The organism is Streptomyces sp. NPDC094034 (genome assembly GCF_040303865.1).
Lineage (GTDB): Bacteria > Actinomycetota > Actinomycetes > Streptomycetales > Streptomycetaceae > Streptomyces.
Window position 1 is genome coordinate 72,551 of record NZ_JBEOUD010000013.1, and the last position, 17,212, is coordinate 89,762.

The 17,212-nt window shown below is 69.4% G+C and carries 18 protein-coding genes; 5 read left to right on the plus strand and 13 right to left on the minus strand.

The features are described from left to right. Positions 1–156: 156 nt before the first annotated feature. Positions 157–711, minus strand: a complete 555-nt coding sequence (locus ABTZ59_RS14545) for a TetR/AcrR family transcriptional regulator (RefSeq protein WP_351396095.1) — start codon at positions 709–711, stop codon at positions 157–159. Continuing rightward, positions 711–1,031, minus strand: coding sequence for a DMT family transporter (locus ABTZ59_RS14550; protein ID WP_351396098.1), 321 nt, complete (start codon positions 1,029–1,031; stop codon positions 711–713). The genes ABTZ59_RS14545 and ABTZ59_RS14550 overlap by 1 nt, the downstream gene beginning before the upstream one ends. Before the next feature lie 108 nt (positions 1,032–1,139). Between ABTZ59_RS14550 and ABTZ59_RS14555 the strand changes: the two genes are divergently transcribed. Next, complete coding sequence (locus ABTZ59_RS14555) at positions 1,140–2,261, plus strand: DUF7847 domain-containing protein (protein ID WP_351396101.1); 1,122 nt, start codon at positions 1,140–1,142, stop codon at positions 2,259–2,261. A gap of 74 nt (positions 2,262–2,335) precedes the next feature. Here the strand turns inward: ABTZ59_RS14555 and ABTZ59_RS14560 are convergent, their stop codons facing one another. The 8 genes from ABTZ59_RS14560 to ABTZ59_RS14595 form a co-directional block, all read right to left on the minus strand. Beyond that, positions 2,336–2,674, minus strand: a complete 339-nt coding sequence (locus tag ABTZ59_RS14560; protein WP_129769630.1) for a metal-sulfur cluster assembly factor — start codon at positions 2,672–2,674, stop codon at positions 2,336–2,338. Next, entirely contained in the window at positions 2,671–3,135 is a 465-nt protein-coding gene (gene sufU / locus ABTZ59_RS14565) for a Fe-S cluster assembly sulfur transfer protein SufU (RefSeq protein ID WP_030353686.1), read from the minus strand. Before sufU ends, ABTZ59_RS14560 begins: the two co-directional genes overlap by 4 nt. Positions 3,136–3,158: 23 nt before the next feature. Further along, positions 3,159–4,433 carry a cysteine desulfurase gene (locus ABTZ59_RS14570; protein WP_351396105.1) on the minus strand — a complete coding sequence of 425 codons (1,275 nt, stop codon included), beginning with the start codon at positions 4,431–4,433 and terminating at the stop codon, positions 3,159–3,161. Then, positions 4,430–5,221, minus strand: a complete 792-nt coding sequence (gene sufC, locus ABTZ59_RS14575) for a Fe-S cluster assembly ATPase SufC (RefSeq protein ID WP_351396108.1) — start codon at positions 5,219–5,221, stop codon at positions 4,430–4,432. Before sufC ends, ABTZ59_RS14570 begins: the two co-directional genes overlap by 4 nt. Positions 5,222–5,228: 7 nt before the next feature. Continuing rightward, positions 5,229–5,558 carry a bifunctional 3-phenylpropionate/cinnamic acid dioxygenase ferredoxin subunit gene (locus tag ABTZ59_RS14580; RefSeq protein ID WP_351396111.1) on the minus strand — a complete coding sequence of 110 codons (330 nt, stop codon included), beginning with the start codon at positions 5,556–5,558 and terminating at the stop codon, positions 5,229–5,231. Further along, complete coding sequence (gene sufD, locus ABTZ59_RS14585) at positions 5,555–6,736, minus strand: Fe-S cluster assembly protein SufD (protein ID WP_351396114.1); 1,182 nt, start codon at positions 6,734–6,736, stop codon at positions 5,555–5,557. The genes ABTZ59_RS14580 and sufD overlap by 4 nt, the downstream gene beginning before the upstream one ends. Positions 6,737–6,813: 77 nt before the next feature. Then, a complete protein-coding gene (gene sufB / locus ABTZ59_RS14590) occupies positions 6,814–8,235 on the minus strand; it encodes a Fe-S cluster assembly protein SufB (protein ID WP_351396116.1) in 1,422 nt (473 codons plus the stop codon). Beyond that, positions 8,232–9,002: a helix-turn-helix transcriptional regulator gene (locus ABTZ59_RS14595; protein WP_351396119.1), complete on the minus strand. Its 771-nt coding sequence runs from the start codon at positions 9,000–9,002 to the stop codon at positions 8,232–8,234. Before ABTZ59_RS14595 ends, sufB begins: the two co-directional genes overlap by 4 nt. Positions 9,003–9,238: 236 nt before the next feature. On the opposite strand from ABTZ59_RS14595, the gene ABTZ59_RS14600 reads away from it, so the two are divergent. The 3 genes from ABTZ59_RS14600 (at position 9,239) to ABTZ59_RS14610 (ending at position 12,062) form a co-directional block, all read left to right on the plus strand. Beyond that, positions 9,239–10,222, plus strand: a complete 984-nt coding sequence (locus tag ABTZ59_RS14600; RefSeq protein WP_351396122.1) for an ABC transporter ATP-binding protein — start codon at positions 9,239–9,241, stop codon at positions 10,220–10,222. Further along, positions 10,219–11,016 carry an ABC transporter permease gene (locus tag ABTZ59_RS14605; protein ID WP_351396124.1) on the plus strand — a complete coding sequence of 266 codons (798 nt, stop codon included), beginning with the start codon at positions 10,219–10,221 and terminating at the stop codon, positions 11,014–11,016. Before ABTZ59_RS14600 ends, ABTZ59_RS14605 begins: the two co-directional genes overlap by 4 nt. Positions 11,017–11,093: 77 nt before the next feature. Next, on the plus strand, positions 11,094–12,062 hold the full coding sequence (locus ABTZ59_RS14610; RefSeq protein WP_351396127.1) for a COX15/CtaA family protein: 969 nt from the start codon (positions 11,094–11,096) through the stop codon (positions 12,060–12,062). Positions 12,063–12,094: 32 nt separating this feature from the next. Here the strand turns inward: ABTZ59_RS14610 and ABTZ59_RS14615 are convergent, their stop codons facing one another. The 3 genes from ABTZ59_RS14615 to ABTZ59_RS14625 form a co-directional block, all read right to left on the minus strand. Beyond that, complete coding sequence (locus ABTZ59_RS14615; RefSeq protein WP_351396130.1) at positions 12,095–13,213, minus strand: amidohydrolase family protein; 1,119 nt, start codon at positions 13,211–13,213, stop codon at positions 12,095–12,097. Between the two features lie 104 nt (positions 13,214–13,317). Beyond that, positions 13,318–13,692: a hypothetical protein gene (locus tag ABTZ59_RS14620; RefSeq protein WP_351396132.1), complete on the minus strand. Its 375-nt coding sequence runs from the start codon at positions 13,690–13,692 to the stop codon at positions 13,318–13,320. 133 nt (positions 13,693–13,825) lie between these two features. Then, on the minus strand, positions 13,826–14,773 hold the full coding sequence (locus tag ABTZ59_RS14625) for a heme o synthase (protein WP_351396135.1): 948 nt from the start codon (positions 14,771–14,773) through the stop codon (positions 13,826–13,828). Between the two features lie 327 nt (positions 14,774–15,100). On the opposite strand from ABTZ59_RS14625, the gene tkt reads away from it, so the two are divergent. Beyond that, entirely contained in the window at positions 15,101–17,179 is a 2,079-nt protein-coding gene (gene tkt / locus ABTZ59_RS14630) for a transketolase (protein WP_351396136.1), read from the plus strand. Positions 17,180–17,212 lie beyond the last annotated feature (33 nt).

Consider the following 17,212-nt stretch of genomic DNA (forward strand, 5'->3'; position numbering starts at 1 on the left):
TCCCGGGTGACGGGCGCGCGGAAGAAACACTCACGCGGTCGGCCCCGTCAGGATCGGACCCGCCGCCCGATCACGGGCGCCATCAGCCGCCGGATCGGACGCCGGATCCGACGCCGGATCGGACGCCGGATCAGACGCGGGGATCAGCCGCGAGAATCAGACGTCGGGATCAGACGTCGGGATCAGCCGCGTCAGCATCTCGCGGGTGTGCTCGACGTCGTACACCGCGTCCGTGAGCAGCACCTGAAGACAGATCCCGTCCAGCAGCGCGACCACCGCCCGCGCGGTGTCGGGATCGGTGCGCCTGGCCACCTCGTCCCCGAGCGCGCCACACCATTCCCCGGCGACCGGGCGCAGCGCGGGCCGCCGCAGCGCCGCGAGATACAGCTCGTACTCCAGCTCCACGCCGGTACGGTCCCCGGCCAGCCACTCCCCGGTGATCCGGGCCAGTTCACCGGCGATGTCGCACCCGGGATCCGCGAGAGCGCCGCTCTCCCGCACGGCCGCCGCGAAGCTCTCGTTGGTCTGCCGCAGCGCGGCGATCAGCAGTTCGTCGAGCGAGGCGAAGTGATAGGTGGTGGAACCGAGCGGCACATCGGCCTCGGCGGCGACGGTGCGGTGGCTCAGTCCTGCGATACCGCCGTGCCCGACCACCCGGATCGCGGCGTCGATGATCCGCTGGCGCCGTTCGGGGTCGTAACGACGGGTCATCAGTGGGCTCCTCCGAGGTTGAGCACGACGACGCCCGCGATCACGAGGGCGATGCCGAGCAGCTTCGTCGGCGTCATCGACTCGTTCATGAAGACCATGCCTATGGCGGCGATGGCCGCCGTGCCGACCCCGGCCCAGATCGCGTAGGCGGTGCCGATGGAGATGGTCTTGAGGGTCTGTGCGAGCAGCGCGAAGGCGATGACATAGCCCAGCGCGGTCGCCAGCGAGGGCCACAGCCGGGTGAAGCCCTCGCTGTACTTCATGGCCGACGTGGCGGCCACCTCCGCCGCGATCGCCGCGGCCAGCAGTCCGTATCCCATGCGTACAAGTGTACACATCGATGCGTACAGCCGTACACACCTCTTGGTCACCCCCACCGGTTACGGTGTGCCGTCCGGATCGGAGCGGCGGGGAGCGGGGGCAGAGCGGTGGCGCAGGGCACGACGGGGTGGGGCGGCGGCGGGTACGGGGGCGGTCCCGGCGGACCGTACGGAGGCGGGCCCTACGGCTGGGGCGGCTGGACGCCTCCCCCGCCACCCCCCAAGCCCGGGGTGATACCCCTCGGCCCGCTCGGCCTCGGCGAGATACTCAACGGCACGTTCGCCACGATGGGCCGCTACTGGAAGCAGTTGTTCGGGGTGGCCGCGGCGGTGTACGGCGCCGCGACGACGGCCGTCGCGATCGCGCTGGCCGTCGCCTACGCCGCCGTCGGCGACCGGCTGCGCGAGGTCATCGACACTCCGCCCGGCGTGGATCCGTCCTGGACCGATGTCCGGCCGCTGCTGATCGCGTTCGGCTGTGTCTGGCTCTTCGGCATGGTGATGCTGGTGGCGTCCAACGCGTTCGTCCAGGCCACCTGCCCCTCGGTCGTGCGGAGCGCCGTCCTGGGCCACCCGACCACCTTCGGCGCGGTCTGGCGCCGGGCCCTCGCCCGGTTCCCCGCGGTCCTCGGCGCCGCCCTTCTCAGCGGGCTGATCGCCGTTCTGCCGGCAGCGCTGCTCCTCCTGGGCTTCGTCATCACGCTGATCACCTCCATCGCCATGGACGGCTCCCCCGCCCATCTGTTCTGGCTGATCCCGCTCGGCTTCCTCGGCGCCCTGGCACTCACCCCGCCGGCGATCTGGCTCTGGGTGCGTTTCAGCCTGGCCCCGGCGGTCGCCGTCATCGAGTCCCGCGGCCCGCTCGCCGCCCTGCGCAGGTCCGCCGACCTGGTACGGGGCGACTGGTGGCGGATCTGCGGCATCTCGCTGCTGGCCTTCGCCATGGCGTCCTTCGCCGGTCTCGTCCTCCAGCAGCTGGTCAACGCGCTGACGGCCGTCGGCGGTCTGCTGACCCCGTCCACTCTCGGCGACGACCCGACCGCCGGACAGATCCTCGTGGCCGTGAGCGGCTATCTGGTGCTGTTCATGGTCGCCCAGCTGATCACGCAGCTCATCACGACGACCTTCCCCCAGCTGGTGCTGAACCTGCTCTACGTCGACCGGCGCATGCGCACCGAGAACCTGGCCCCGACCCTCGCCGAGGCCGCCACGACACCGCCCCAGGGCTGAGTGCTCCCCGTGGAAACGCGAGAGGGCCCCATGATCCGGCCGGGATCATGGGGCCCTCTCGCGCGGTCCGACGCTCAGACGTTGAAGCCCAGCGCGCGCAGCTGCTCGCGGCCGTCGTCGGTGATCTTGTCCGGACCCCACGGCGGCATCCAGACCCAGTTGATCTTGAGCTCGTTGACGATGCCGTCCGTCGCCGCCTTCGCCTGGTCCTCGATCACATCGGTCAGCGGACACGCCGCCGACGTCAGGGTCATGTCCAAGGTGGCGATATTGGAATCGTCGATATGGATGCCGTAGATCAGACCGAGGTTGACGACATCGATGCCCAGCTCGGGGTCGACCACGTCATACAGCGCCTCGCGGACTTCGTCCTCCGAGGCCGGCTTGATCGTCAGGGTCTCGTTCTCGCTCATGCCGTCTCCTTCGTCGCGCTGTCGCCCAGGGCCTGGGCCGTCGCGTCCTTCCACGCCATCCAGCTCAGCAGCGCGCACTTCACACGGGCGGGGTACTTCGAGACGCCGGCGAACGCGACCGCGTCCTCCAGCACCTCTTCCATCGCGTCGTCGGGTTCGAGCTGTCCCTTCGACTGCATCAGCTCCAGGAAAGTGCCCTGGATCTTCTGCGCCTCGGCCAGCTCCTTGCCGACCAGGAGGTCGTTCAGCACGGACGCGCTGGCCTGGCTGATCGAGCAGCCCTGGCCCTCGTACGACACATCCGCGATCCGCGAACCCTCGTACCGCACACGCAGCGTGATCTCGTCACCACACGTCGGATTGACGTGGTGCACCTCCGCGTCGCCGTCCCGGAGACCGCGCCCGTGCGGGTGCTTGTAGTGGTCCAGGATGACGTCCTGGTACATCGAATCCAGCTTCACGAACTGCCCTGCCCCTCAGGTCCTCATCCGAAGAAGTTACGGACGTGCTCAAGCCCTTCGGCCAGAGCGTCGACCTCGGCCGGAGTGGAGTACAGATAGAAAGACGCTCGCGTGGTCGCGGGAATTCCGTACCGCAGGCAGACCGGGCGCGCGCAGTGGTGGCCGACCCGGACCGCGATGCCCTGTTCGTCGAGGACCTGGCCCACATCGTGGGGGTGGATGTCGCCGAGCGTGAAGGAGATCGTGGCGCCGCGGTCCTCGGCCGTCTCCGGGCCGATGATCCGCAGGTCGGGGACCTCCAGCAGCCGCTTCACCGCGTACTCGGTGATGGCGTGCTCATGCGCGGCGATCCTGTCCATGCCGATCGCGGTGAGATAGTCCACGGCCGCGCCGAGGCCGACGGCCTGGGCGATCGGGGGCGTACCCGCCTCGAACTTGTGCGGCGCCGGTGCGTAGGTCGACGAGTGCATCGAGACGGTCTCGATCATCTCGCCGCCGCCCAGGAACGGCGGCAGGTCCTCCAGCAGCTCCTGGCGGCCCCAGAGAACGCCGATCCCGGTCGGGCCGACCATCTTGTGGCCGGTGAAGGCGACGAAGTCGGCCTGGAGCGCCTGTACGTCGAGCACCTGGTGCGGAGCCGCCTGCGAGGCGTCGACGCAGACCAGCGCGCCGACCTCCTGCGCGCGCCGGATGATCTTCTCGACCGGGTTCTGGGTGCCCAGGATGTTGGAGACCAGCACGAAGGAGACGATCTTCGTCTTCTCCGTGATGATCTCGTCGATGTTGGACAGATCGAGCCGGCCCTCGTCGGTGATGCCGAACCACTTCAGCTTCGCGCCCGTGCGCTGCGAGAGCAGCTGCCACGGCACGATGTTGGAGTGGTGCTCCATCTCCGTGATGACGATCTCGGTCTCGTGGTCCACCCGGTAGGGCTCGTCCGCCCAGCCGAGCATGTTCGCCACGAGGTTGAGCGACTCGGAGGCGTTCTTGGTGAAGATCACCTCGTCGCGGCTCGGCGCGTTGATGAACGCGGCGACCTTGTCACGGGCGCCCTCGTACAGCGCCGTGGCCTCCTCGGCGATGGTGTACACGCCGCGGTGGACATTCGCGTTGTGCCGCTCGTAGTACGCGTTGAGCGCGTCGAGCACCTGGCGCGGCTTCTGCGAGGTCGCCGCGGAGTCCAGGTACACAAGCTTCTTGCCGTCGTGGATCACCCGGTCGAGGATCGGGAAATCCTTCCGGATCGCCTCGTCGAGCAGCCGATCCGATGCTGTGAGAAGGCCCGGCAGCTGTGTCACGCGACTTCCTCCTCCGAGTTCACTCCGCCCGAGGCGCCGCCCTTCACGTAGGCCTCGTAGCCCTCGTTCTCCAGCTTGTCGGCCAGCTCCGCACCGCCGGACTCGGCGATCCGGCCCTGTGCGAAGACATGCACGAAGTCGGGCTTGATGTAGCGGAGAATCCGCGTGTAGTGCGTGATCAGCAGGGTGCCGACCTCGCCGCTCTCACGGACGCGGTTGACGCCTTCCGAGACCACGCGCAGCGCGTCGACGTCGAGACCCGAGTCGGTCTCGTCGAGGATCGCGATCTTGGGCTTGAGCAGTTCGAGCTGAAGGATCTCGTGCCGCTTCTTCTCACCGCCGGAGAAGCCCTCGTTCAGATTGCGCTCCGCGAAGGAGGGGTCCATCTGAAGACGCTCCATGGTCTCCCGGACCTCCTTCACCCACGTGCGCAGCTTGGGGGCCTCGCCGCGCACGGCGGTGGCGGAGGTGCGCAGGAAGTTGGAGACCGAGACACCGGGGACCTCGACGGGGTACTGCATGGCGAGGAAGAGCCCGGCGCGGGCGCGCTCGTCGACGGTCATCTCCAGGACGTCCTCGCCGTCCAGGGTCACGGCGCCACCGGTGATCGTGTACTTGGGGTGGCCCGCGAGGGAGTAGGCGAGGGTCGACTTGCCGGAGCCGTTGGGGCCCATGATGGCGTGCGTCTCGCCCTGCTTGACGGTCAGGTCGACGCCCTTGAGGATCTCGCGGGGGCCGTTCTCCGCCTCGACGGAAACGTGCAGGTCGTGGATTTCAAGCGTTGCCATGGGTGACTCAGGACTCCTGGGTGACGGAGACGAGCACATCGTCCCCTTCGATCTTTACGGGGTATACGGGGACGGGGCGCGTCGCGGGCAGGCCGGACGGCTTTCCGGTACGGAGGTCGAAGCTGGAGCCGTGCAGCCAGCATTCGATCATGCAGTCCTCGACCTCGCCCTCCGAGAGCGACACGTTCGCGTGCGAGCAGATGTCATTGATCGCGAACACCTCGCCCCCGGTACGGACGAGGGAGACGGGCGTGCCGTCGAGTTCCACCCTCTTCGGGGTGTCCTCCTCCAGCTCACCCAGCGCACAGACGCGGACGAAGGACGTCGGCCCGCTCATGACACGGTCTCCAGCTCCGCCTCGATCGAGGCCATCAGACGTTCCTCGACATCCGGCAGGCCGATCTTCTGGACCAGCTCGGCGAAGAAGCCGCGGACCACCAGTCGGCGGGCCTCGTTCTCCGGGATACCGCGGGCCATCAGGTAGAAGAGCTGCTCGTCGTCGAACCGGCCGGTGGCGGAGGCGTGCCCGGCGCCGGCGATCTCGCCGGTCTCGATCTCCAGGTTCGGCACCGAGTCGACCCGGGCGCCGTCCGTGAGGACCAGGTTCCGGTTCATCTCATAGGTGTCGGTGCCCTCGGCCGCGGCGCGGATGAGCACGTCACCGATCCATACGGCGTGCGCGTCCGTGCCCTGGAGCGCGCCCTTGTAGGCCGCGTTGGACTTGCAGTGCGGGACGTTGTGGTCGACGAAGAGCCGGTGCTCCTGGTGCTGGCCGCGGTCGGTGAAGTAGAGGCCGAACAGCTCGGCCTCGCCGCCGGTGCCCGCGTACCTCACATGCGGCTGGAGCCGTACGAGATCGCCGCCGAAGGTGACCACGACCGACTTGAACGAGGCGTCGCGGCCGACCAGCGCGTTGTGCTGGGCGACATGGACGGACTTGTCGTCCCAGTCCTGTACGGAGACGACGGTCAGCTTGGCGCCGTCGCCGATGAGGAAGTCGACATTGGCGGCGAGCACTCCGTCACCGGTGTGGTCGATGACCACGACAGCCTCGGCGAAGGCTCCCAGCTCGATGATCTGCTGGCCGTACGAGACCCCGCCCTCGCCGTGGACGGCGATCCGGATCGGCTCGCTCACCACGGTCTCCTTGGGCACCGAGACGACCGAGGCCTTCTCGAACGAGGAGTACGCCTGGGCGGCGACCCGGTCCACCGGGATCCCGGCCTTGCCGATCCGCGCGTCGTCACGGCCGACGGTCTCGACGATGACGCCCTCGGGGGCGGTCACCTCGACCGTGACGCCGCCGTCCTGCGCGACGGCGGTGCCGTCGTGCAGACCGCGCAGCCGTTCCAGCGGCGTGAACCGCCACTCCTCCTCGCGGCCGTGCGGGACGGGGAAGTCCGCCACGTCGTAGGAGGGGGGCGCGCTCATGCGCGTGGCGACGGTCGACTCGGCGGCCACCGCGATCGAACCGGCGGTCGTGGAACCCGCCGGAATGTTCTGAGCCTCAGCCATGGCTGTCGTCGTGCTCTCTCTCTGCCTCTGCGTAAGGGATTACGGGCGCTGCTGGTCGGGCGAGGGCCTGGCGGCGGTCAGCCGACGGCCCCCTCCATCTGCAGCTCGATCAGCCGGTTGAGCTCCAGCGCGTACTCCATGGGCAGCTCCTTGGCGATCGGCTCCACGAAGCCGCGGACGATCATGGCCATGGCCTCGAACTCGGAGAGACCGCGGCTCATCAGATAGAAGAGCTGGTCCTCGGAGACCTTGGAAACGGTCGCCTCGTGGCCCATGGACACGTCGTCCTCGCGGACGTCCACGTACGGGTAGGTGTCGGAGCGCGAGATGGTGTCCACCAGCAGCGCGTCACAGAGCACATTGGACTTGGAGCCCTCGGCGCCCTCGCCGATCTCGATCAGACCGCGGTACGAGGTACGGCCGCCACCGCGCGCCACCGACTTGGAGACGATGTTCGACGAGGTGTGCGGGGCCATGTGGACCATCTTGGCGCCGGCGTCCTGGTGCTGTCCCTCGCCCGCGAAGGCGATGGACAGGGTCTCGCCCTTGGCGTGCTCGCCCATCAGGTAGACGGCCGGGTACTTCATGGTGACCTTGGAGCCGATGTTGCCGTCGACCCACTCCATGGTCGCGCCCTCGTAGGCCACGGCGCGCTTGGTGACCAGGTTGTAGACGTTGTTCGACCAGTTCTGGATCGTCGTGTAGCGGCAGCGGCCGCCCTTCTTGACGATGATCTCGACCACGGCGCTGTGCAGCGAGTCCGAGGAGTAGATCGGGGCGGTGCAGCCCTCGACGTAGTGGACGTAGGCGTCCTCGTCGACGATGATCAGCGTCCGCTCGAACTGGCCCATGTTCTCCGTGTTGATACGGAAGTAGGCCTGGAGCGGGATGTCGACGTGCACACCCTTCGGCACGTAGATGAACGATCCGCCGGACCACACGGCCGAGTTCAGCGAGGCGAACTTGTTGTCGCCGACCGGGATGACCGTGCCGAAGTACTCCTGGAAGAGCTCCGGGTGCTCCTTGAGCGCGGTGTCCGTGTCCAGGAAGATGACGCCCTGCTCCTCCAGGTCCTCACGGATCTGGTGGTAGACGACCTCGGACTCGTACTGGGCCGCGACACCGGCGACGAGGCGCTGCTTCTCCGCCTCCGGGATGCCGAGCTTGTCGTACGTGTTCTTGATGTCCTCCGGCAGCTCTTCCCAGGAAGCCGCCTGCTTCTCGGTGGAGCGCACGAAGTACTTGATGTTGTCGAAGTCGATGCCCGACAGATCCGAGCCCCAGTTGGGCATGGGCTTCTTGTCGAACAGGCGAAGACCCTTGAGCCGCAGCTTCAGCATCCACTCCGGCTCGTTCTTCTTCTCCGAGATGTCGCGGACGACGGCCTCGGACAGCCCGCGCTTGGCGGCGGCGCCTGCGGCGTCGGAGTCGGCCCAGCCGAATTCGTACGTGCCCAGGCCCTCAAGCTCAGGGTGGGCAGTCTCCGTGGGGAGCGTCATGCGGGGTTCCTCCCGGCTGTGCTTTCAGAAGCGTGATGAGTGGTCTGTGGGGGTTGCTGTGGGTGCTGTGGGTGTTGGCTGGCGCGGGGGATGAAGGTCGTGCAGACCCCGTCGCCATGGGCGATGGTGGCCAGCCGCTGCACATGGGTCCCGAGCAGCTGGGAGAAGAATTCCGTCTCCGCCTCGCACAGCTGGGGGAACTGCTCGGCGACGTGCGCGACCGGGCAGTGGTGCTGGCAGAGCTGCTCGCCCTGTCGGTTCGGCGCGCTACGCGCCGTAGCAGCGTACCCGTCGGTGCTCAGCGCCTCGGCGAGTGCCTCCGTACGCTTCTCCGGCTCGGCGGCCTCGACCGCCTGCCGGTAGCTCTCGGACTGGCCGGCGATACGGGCGCGGGCGAAGGCGGCGACGGCCGCTTCGCCCCGCTCACCACCACCGGCGGCGGCCGCGATCCAGCGCAGGGCGTCGGCGGCGAGCTGGTCGTAGGACTGGTCGAAGGCGTCCCGGCCGCAGTCCGTCAGGGCGAACACCTTGGCCGGCCTGCCGCGCCCGCGTGAGCCGTAGACCCGCTGGTCACGTGGCTCCACCACGGAGTCGGCCGCCAGTGCGTCAAGATGGCGGCGGACGGCCGCCTGGGTGAGCCCGAGGCGTCCCGCCAGCTCGGAAACGGTGGACGGGCCATGGTCCAGGATGGAGCGCGCGACGCGGTTGCGAGTGGGGTGCTCACCGGTCGCGAGTTCCTCCTGGGGAGCCTCGCCGACGTATTTCACAACGCCATTGTTGCGTAATTCATCCGGCCCTGACAACCAGGGTGGAAATCGGCTTCCGGTGCCCTTCATCACTAAGGGTTACCTTATCTTCAGGGCTCGGTTCACCTCCCGGCGCCTTACGCCGGCTCACTCGCCACCTGAGGCGGTGCCCGGTGGCCGGGGCCTTCCGATGGCGTGGAACCGCCGTTTCGCCCCCGCGGGATTGAGGCCCCTCCCGGCTGCCTAGACTTCCCGGCATGTACAGCGACTTCCCGGGTGACCGGCTGCCCGAAAGCGGCTCCGCCGCGGGCCGGACCTCCGGAGAGCCGGTCGTCGAGGTACGGGGCCTGGTCAAGCGGTACGGGGCCAAGACCGCGGTGGACGGCCTGGATCTCGCGGTCGGCGCCGGTACGGTCACCGCCGTCCTCGGCCCCAACGGAGCCGGCAAGACCACCACGGTCGAGATCTGCGAGGGGTACCACGCGCCGGACGCCGGGACCGTACGCGTTCTGGGCCTGGACCCCGTCGCGGACGCCGCGCGGCTGCGCCCACGCATCGGCGTGATGCTCCAGTCCGGTGGCGTGTACTCCGGTGCGCGTGCCGACGAGATGCTCCGCCACATGGCCCGGCTGCACGCCCGCCCGCTCGATGTGGACGCGCTGATCGAACGGCTCGGCCTCGGCGGCTGCGGCCGTACCACCTACCGGCGGCTCTCCGGCGGCCAGCAGCGGCGGCTCGCGCTGGCCCTGGCCGTCGTCGGCCGCCCCGAGCTGGTCTTCCTCGACGAGCCGACCGCCGGTCTCGACCCGCAGGCCCGCCGCGCCACCTGGGATCTCGTACGCGAGCTGCGCTCCGACGGGGTGGGAGTGGTGCTGACCACGCACTTCATGGACGAGGCCGAGGAACTGGCCGACGATGTGGTGATCATCGACGCGGGCCGGGTCATCGCCCAGGGCAGCCCCGAGCAGCTGTGCCGCGGCGGCGCGGAGAACACCCTGCGTTTCACCGGGCGCCCCGGGCTCGACCTCGGATCCCTGCTGAAGGCCCTGCCGGACGGCACCACCGCCGACGAACTGTCCTCGGGGGTGTACCGGATCAGCGGCGGAGTCGATCCGCAGCTGCTCGCGACGGTGGCCTCCTGGTGCGCGCAGCACGGCGTGATGGCGGACGGCATCTCCGTGGAGCGGCACACGCTGGAGGACGTCTTCCTCGAACTGACCGGCAAGGAGCTGCGTTCATGAGCACCAGCACGAGCGGTACGAGTGCGCGCGGCGCCGGCACGTACGCCCCCGCGCCCGGCGCGGCCCCGCCGGCACGCATGATCGCGGCACAGACGGCGTTCGAGACGAAGCTGCTGTTGCGCAACGGCGAGCAGCTGCTGCTGACCGTGATCATCCCGTCGCTGCTGCTGGTGCTCTTCTCGACGGTGGACATCATCGACACCGGCGCGGACAAGGCGGTGGACTTCCTGGCCCCGGGCGTGCTCGCGCTGGCCGTGATGTCCACGGCGTTCACCGGCCAGGCCATCGCCACCGGTTTCGAGCGGCGGTACGGGGTGCTCAAGCGGCTCGCGGTGTCCCCGCTGCCGCGCTGGGCCCTGATGACCGCCAAGACGCTCTCCGTGCTGGTCACCGAAGTGCTCCAGATCGTGCTGCTGACGGTGATCGCGTTCGCGCTCGGCTGGTCTCCGGAGGGCAGCCCGTTCGCCGTTCTGCCGCTGCTCGTGCTGGGCACGGCCGCGTTCTCCGGGCTCGGGCTGCTGATGGCCGGCACGCTCAGGGCCGAGGCGACGCTGGCCGCCGCGAACCTGGTCTTTCTGCTGCTCCTGGTGGGCGGCGGGGTGATCGTGCCGCTGGACGAGTTCCCGGAAGCGGCGCGCTCGGTGCTCGGGCTGCTGCCGATATCGGCACTCTCCGACGGACTGCGCGAGGTGCTCCAGCACGGCGCCGCGCTGCCGTGGGGCGACCTCGGGACACTCGCCGTCTGGGCCGCGCTCGGCCTCGGCGCGGCGGGCACGTTCTTCCGCTGGGAGTAGGGCGGAGCGGATGACCGGGACCGCCGGGAAGCGGCATACGCACCCCTCGTGAAAAGCTGCACAAGCTCCGTCCTACGATGGTGGCCGTGTTGACCCCCCTCGCGTATATCGCCCAGCGCTGGACGCCCTCACCCCGTACGCTCCAGCGCGCCGCGCTCACCGCCGTCGTGATGAGCGTCGTCATCGTCGTCACCGGCGGCGCTGTCCGGCTGACCGGTTCTGGCCTCGGCTGCGACACCTGGCCGAAGTGCACGGACGACAGTCTCTTCGCCACACCCGAGCAAGGGCTGCACGGCGCGATCGAGTTCGGCAACCGCATGCTGACCTATGTGCTGTGCGCGGCGGTCGGCTGGGCGATCATCGCGGCGCGCTCCGCCAAGCCGCGCAGGCACGGGCTGACCCGGCTCGCCTGGTCGCAGTTCTGGATCGTGATGGGCAACGCCGTGATCGGCGGGATCACGGTGTGGATGGACCTCAACCCGTGGACCGTCGCCGGGCATTTCTTCCTCGCCAACATCCTGCTCACCGTCACCACCCTGACCTGGCTGCGTACCCGCGAGGGCGACGGCACCCCCCGGCCGCGCGTCCCGCGCCCGGTGCGCAAGCTGTCCTGGGCGCTGGTGGGCGCCGCCGCGGTACTGATCGCCGCGGGTACGGCGGTGACGGGCTCGGGTCCGCACGCCGGCGACAGCAGCGATGTGCCCAGGATGCCGTTCGACTGGGCCACCGCCGCCCATGTGCACGCGGTGTTCGCCTGGATCGTCTGCGCGCTGGCGGTGGCGATGTGGCTGGTGCTGCGGGTGGTGGACGCCCCGGCCGACACCCGGGCGCGCGCCCGTGACCTGCTGCTCGTGCTCCTCGCGCAAGGCGGCATCGGCTACGTGCAGTTCTTCACCGACCTCCCCGAAGTCCTGGTCGGCGCCCATATGCTGGGCTCCTGCCTGGTGTTGATCGCCGTACTGCGGCTGGCGATGAGCCTGCGTGAGCGGCCGCGGACGGCGACGGAGATCCCCGCGCAGTCGGACCCCGCGCTGTCGACGGTCTGAACGGCGTCGACGGTCTGAGCGGCGTCGGCGACCTAAGCGGAGTCTTCCAGCCCGTAGAGCCGGTGGGCGTTGCCGGCCGCGATCATCCGAGCGACGCGCTGGGCGTCCCGTAACGCCCACGCGCCGTCCCCGACCCAGCCGCCGAGAACCCGCCCCAACGCCTCCCGGAACACCTGGGCGCCCACCACATGCAGTTCGGGCAGCCCGCGCGCGCCACTGGAGAAAAGCAGCTTCCCGAACGGCGCGAGCTCCAGGATCTCCGCGAGTACGGACGCGGCCGAGGCCCCGGTCCGTGCGAGTACGGGCCCCAGGTCCGCGTACACATGCGGGAAAACGCTCGTCAGATGGGCCGCGTGCCGGTGGTACGGATAGCCGTTCAGCAGGACGAGATCGGTGCCGAGCCCGGCCGTGGCCGCCGCGAAGTCGGTGAGCGCACCGGGGTCGGCAGGGCTTTCCGACGGATATGTGTCGGTGGCGCCGCAGGTGTGCAGTTGCAGCGGCAGCCCCGAGCCGACCGCCGTCCAGAGCAGATGGCGCAGCAGTACGGGATCGGTGAGCGGGCCGCCGGCCCGGCGCCCGGCCAGCCAGCGCCCCGCGGCGCCCCGTACCTCCCCCGGTCCCGGTGGCTCGGGGGACGCGGCGAGGCCGGTCCTGGCCCCGGCGACGGAGCTGAAGGCGACGGCCGAGTCCGCGGCGGCGTGCACGGATTCGGCGAGACCGGCCAGGAAGGTGCCGGCTCCCCCCGAGACATCCGCGACCCGTTCGGCCAGCGGTTCCAGCCGGACGATCTCCCGCGCCTCGGCCGCGCCCGTCGCGGCGATCTCGGCGGGCCCGGTCAGCTCGCCTGGGGGTCCGGTGTCCACCAGATAGGTGGAGATCCCGGTGGAGCGCAGCAGCCGTCGTCCGGTTTCGAGTACGCCCAGCTCCCGGCGGCGGGCCAGATAGCGGGCCGGTGGGCAGTGCGGTTCCAGATCCAGCAGCGGCGGGCACCAGCGCCGGACGGCGAACCCGGTCTGGGTGTCGAAGAACGTGGTGCCCGGCGCGGGCGCGCGCGCCGTCCCGCCGAGCTGGGCCTCGAAGGTGGCGAGGCCCAGCTCCGTACGGAACACGCCGTGGCAGTACTGGTCCACCAGGGACGCTGTTTCGATCATCGGGTTTCCCGTCGTGGACCGTACTCCTACTGTCCTAACGGGTAACTCGCGCCCGGGTGGCGCCTGCCGGGAGGCGCACTGGAGGAGTGGGCCGGTCCGGGCTCTCAGATCTCGCGGCCGCCGAGCTGGAGTCCGGCCATTCGCTTCCATTCGTACGGTCCCGTGCGCACCCTGGCGGCGAACTCGCCGTCGAAGGACTCGTGCAGCGTCAGCCCCGCCTTCTCGGCGGCGCTGCTCGCGATGGCGTGCGAGGGAGCGACGAGATCGCCCCAGCCGCCGTCCGCGCCGACCAGCACGATGCGCGTACCGGCCCGTCCGAGATAGGCGAGCTGCCCCTCGGCGCCGCCGTGCCGTCCGGCGAAGGCGCCGATCCGCTTCGCCAGCCGGGCGGCCCGGCGCTCGTCGCGCGCCGCCCGCCGGGCCAGGGCCCTGACCTCGTCGGCGTCGTCGCTCTGCTCTGTCTGCTGGGTCTCTGCCATGAACGGGATGCTACCCACGGGTAGCTCAACCGACGACGGGTGGGGCGCGTGGCCTTGACCACGCGCCCCACCCGTCGGTGGAGCGAAAACCCTCGGTGGAGCGAAAACCCCTCAGCGGGGCCGAGGAAGCGCCTCAGCGCAGGAAGGGGTCCACGGCCACGGCCACGAAGAGCAGCGACACATAGGTGATGGACCAGTGGAACAGCCGCATCTCCTTGAGCTTGGCGCCCGTCTCGCCGGCCTTGGCGCGCGACTGGAGTCCATGCGCCTCCCAGAGCCAGTAGCCGCCGGACACCAGCGCGACCGTCGTATAGAACCAGCCGGTGTATCCCAGAGGGGTCAGCAGCAGCGAGACCGCGACCATCACCCAGCTGTAGAGGACGATCTGACGGGCCACGACCTGGTTGCTCGCGACGACCGGGAGCATCGGGACGCCCACGCGCGCGTAGTCGTCCTTCACCTTCATGGAGAGCGGCCAGTAGTGCGGCGGCGTCCAGAAGAAGATGACGAGGAAGAGGATGACGGCGGCCCAGGACACCGAATTGGTGACCGCCGACCAGCCGATCAGCACCGGCATACAGCCCGCGATACCGCCCCAGACGATGTTCTGCGAGGTGCGGCGCTTGAGGATCATCGTGTAGACGATGACGTAGAAGAGCAGCGCGCCCAGGGCGAGGCCCGCGGACAGCCAGTTGACGAGAAGTCCGAACCAGAGGGTCGAGACCACGGTCAGCGTCAGGCCGAACACCAGCCCCTCGCGCGGCGAGACCATGCCGGTGACCAGGGGACGCTGCGACGTACGGTCCATCAGGGCGTCGATGTCGCGGTCGATGTACATGTTCAGCGCGTTGGCGCCACCGGCGGAGAGATAGCCGCCGACACAGGTGGCGACCACCAGCCACAGATCCGGCACGCCTCGCGCGGCCAGGAACATCACCGGAATGGTGGTGATGAGCAGCAGTTCGATGATCCGCGGCTTGGTCAGCACCACGAATGCCTTGACGCGGGCGCCGAACGGCCGATGGCCGCCCGAGCTCGGAGTCAAGGCGACCCCTGCGGGTCGGGACTCGACGGCCGTCACGCACACCCCTGACAGAGAAATCCCAGCAAGCTCCGGGCGTGAAAGCCCGGTAAAGACTTGCGCGTACCACGCCACTCTAGACGTTGCCCATACGCCGATCTTCGCGGGGGTCCGTCGCGCGAAACCGGGCGGAAACGCCCTCCCTGAACGGCCCCCGCGACCGGCCGGAAGGTGAACTCGCGAGCGCCGGGAGGCGAACTCTCCGGGCGCACCGCACCCTGGAAACACGCTCGGAAAGTTGGCTGTCGCTGCGGGTAGGCTCGACAGCGAGCCGGTGCGCCCTCAGACACCGGAATTCGATCATGTGGAGAGGAGCCCTGACTCAGGGTGAGCACCAAGCCGACCACCACAGACCTCGTCGAGTGGACCGAATCGGACCGCCGGGCAGTCGACACCGCCCGCGTCCTGGCCATGGATTCCGTACAGAAGGTCGGCAACGGCCATCCGGGTACGGCCATGAGCCTGGCCCCCGCCGCGTATGTGCTCTTCCAGAAGCTCATGCGGCACGATCCCGCCGACGCGCAGTGGACCGGCCGAGACAGGTTCATCCTCTCGGCGGGCCACTCCTCCCTGACCCTGTACATCCAGCTGTACCTGGCCGGTTACGGAGTGGAACTCGAAGACCTGAAGTCCTTCCGTACCTGGGGTTCGAAGACCCCGGGCCACCCGGAGTACGGGCACACCGTCGGTGTGGAGACCACCACCGGTCCGCTCGGACAGGGTGTCGCGAACGCGGTGGGCATGGCGATGGCCGCCCGGTACGAGCGCGGTCTGTACGACCCGGAGGCCGCGCCCGGCACCTCCCCGTTCGACCACACCATCTGGGCGATCGCCGGTGACGGCTGCCTCCAGGAAGGCATCTCGGCCGAGGCGTCCTCGCTGGCCGGCCACCAGAAGCTGGGCAATCTGGTCCTGCTCTGGGACGACAACCACATCTCCATCGAGGGTGACACCGAGACCGCGGTCTCCGAGGACACTCTCAAGCGGTACGAGGCGTACGGCTGGCATGTGCAGCGCGTCGCGCAACTGCCCAACGGCGACCTCGACCCGCAGGGTCTGTACGAGGCTCTGCGGGCGGCGCGGGCGGAGACCGATCGTCCCTCGTTCATCGCGGCCCGCTCGATCATCGCGTGGCCCGCCCCGCACGCGCAGAACACCGAGGCGGCGCACGGCTCCGCGCTCGGCGACGAAGAGGTCGCCGCCACCAAGAAGGTGCTCGGTTTCGACCCGGAGAAGTCCTTCGACGTCTCCGCGGACGTGCTCGCGCACACCCGCGAGGCACTCGACCGCGGCCGTGAGGCGCGTACCGAGTGGGAGAAGACCTTCGCCGCCTGGCGTACCGCCAACCCGGAGCGCGCGGCGACGTTCGACCGGGTCAGGGCCGGTGAACTGCCCACGGGCTGGGAGGAGAAGCTTCCCGCCTTCGAGGCCGGCAAGTCCGTCGCGACGCGCGCCGCGTCCGGCAAGGTGCTCCAGGCGCTCGGTGAGGTCATCCCCGAACTGTGGGGCGGCTCCGCCGACCTCGCGGGTTCGAACAACACCACCATCGACAAGACGTCGTCGTTCCTCCCGGTGGGCAACCCCCTGCCGGAGGCCGACCCGTACGGCCGCACGGTGCACTACGGCATCCGCGAGCACGCCATGGGTTCGACCATGAACGGCATCGCGCTGCACGGCAACACCCGTATCTACGGCGGCACTTTCCTGGTGTTCTCCGACTACATGCGCCCGGCGGTGCGGCTCGCCGCGCTGATGCGGGTGCCGGTCACCTATGTCTGGACGCATGACTCGATCGGTCTCGGCGAGGACGGTCCGACCCATCAGCCGGTCGAGCACCTCTCCGCGCTGCGGGCCATCCCGGGTCTGAACATCGTCCGCCCCGCCGACGCCAATGAGACGGCGATCGCCTGGCGCGAGATCCTCAGGCGACACGACAAGGGCGCTCCGCACGGTCTGGCGCTGACCCGCCAGGGTGTGCCGACGTACGACGCCAACGACGAGGCGGCCAAGGGCGGTTACGTCCTGTTCGAGGCCGAGGGCGGCGCTCCTCAGGTCGTGCTGATCGGCACCGGCTCCGAGGTGCAGCTGGCCGTCGAGGCGCGTGAGCTGCTCCAGTCCGCCGGTATCCCGACCCGGGTGGTCTCGATGCCGTCGGTCGAGTGGTTCGACGAGCAGGACCAGGAGTACAAGGACAGCGTTCTGCCGCCCGCCGTCAAGGCGCGGGTGGCGGTCGAGGCCGGTATCGGGCTCACATGGCACCGCTTCGTGGGCGAGGCCGGACGCATCGTCTCGCTGGAGCACTTCGGCGCTTCGGCCGACGGCAAGGTCCTCTTCCGCGAGTTCGGCTTCACCGCGGACGCGGTGGCCGCGGCAGCACGGGAATCTCTGGCGGCTTCGGCGCGCTGACGCCTTCATACGAACAGTAGGAGATGCAACTCT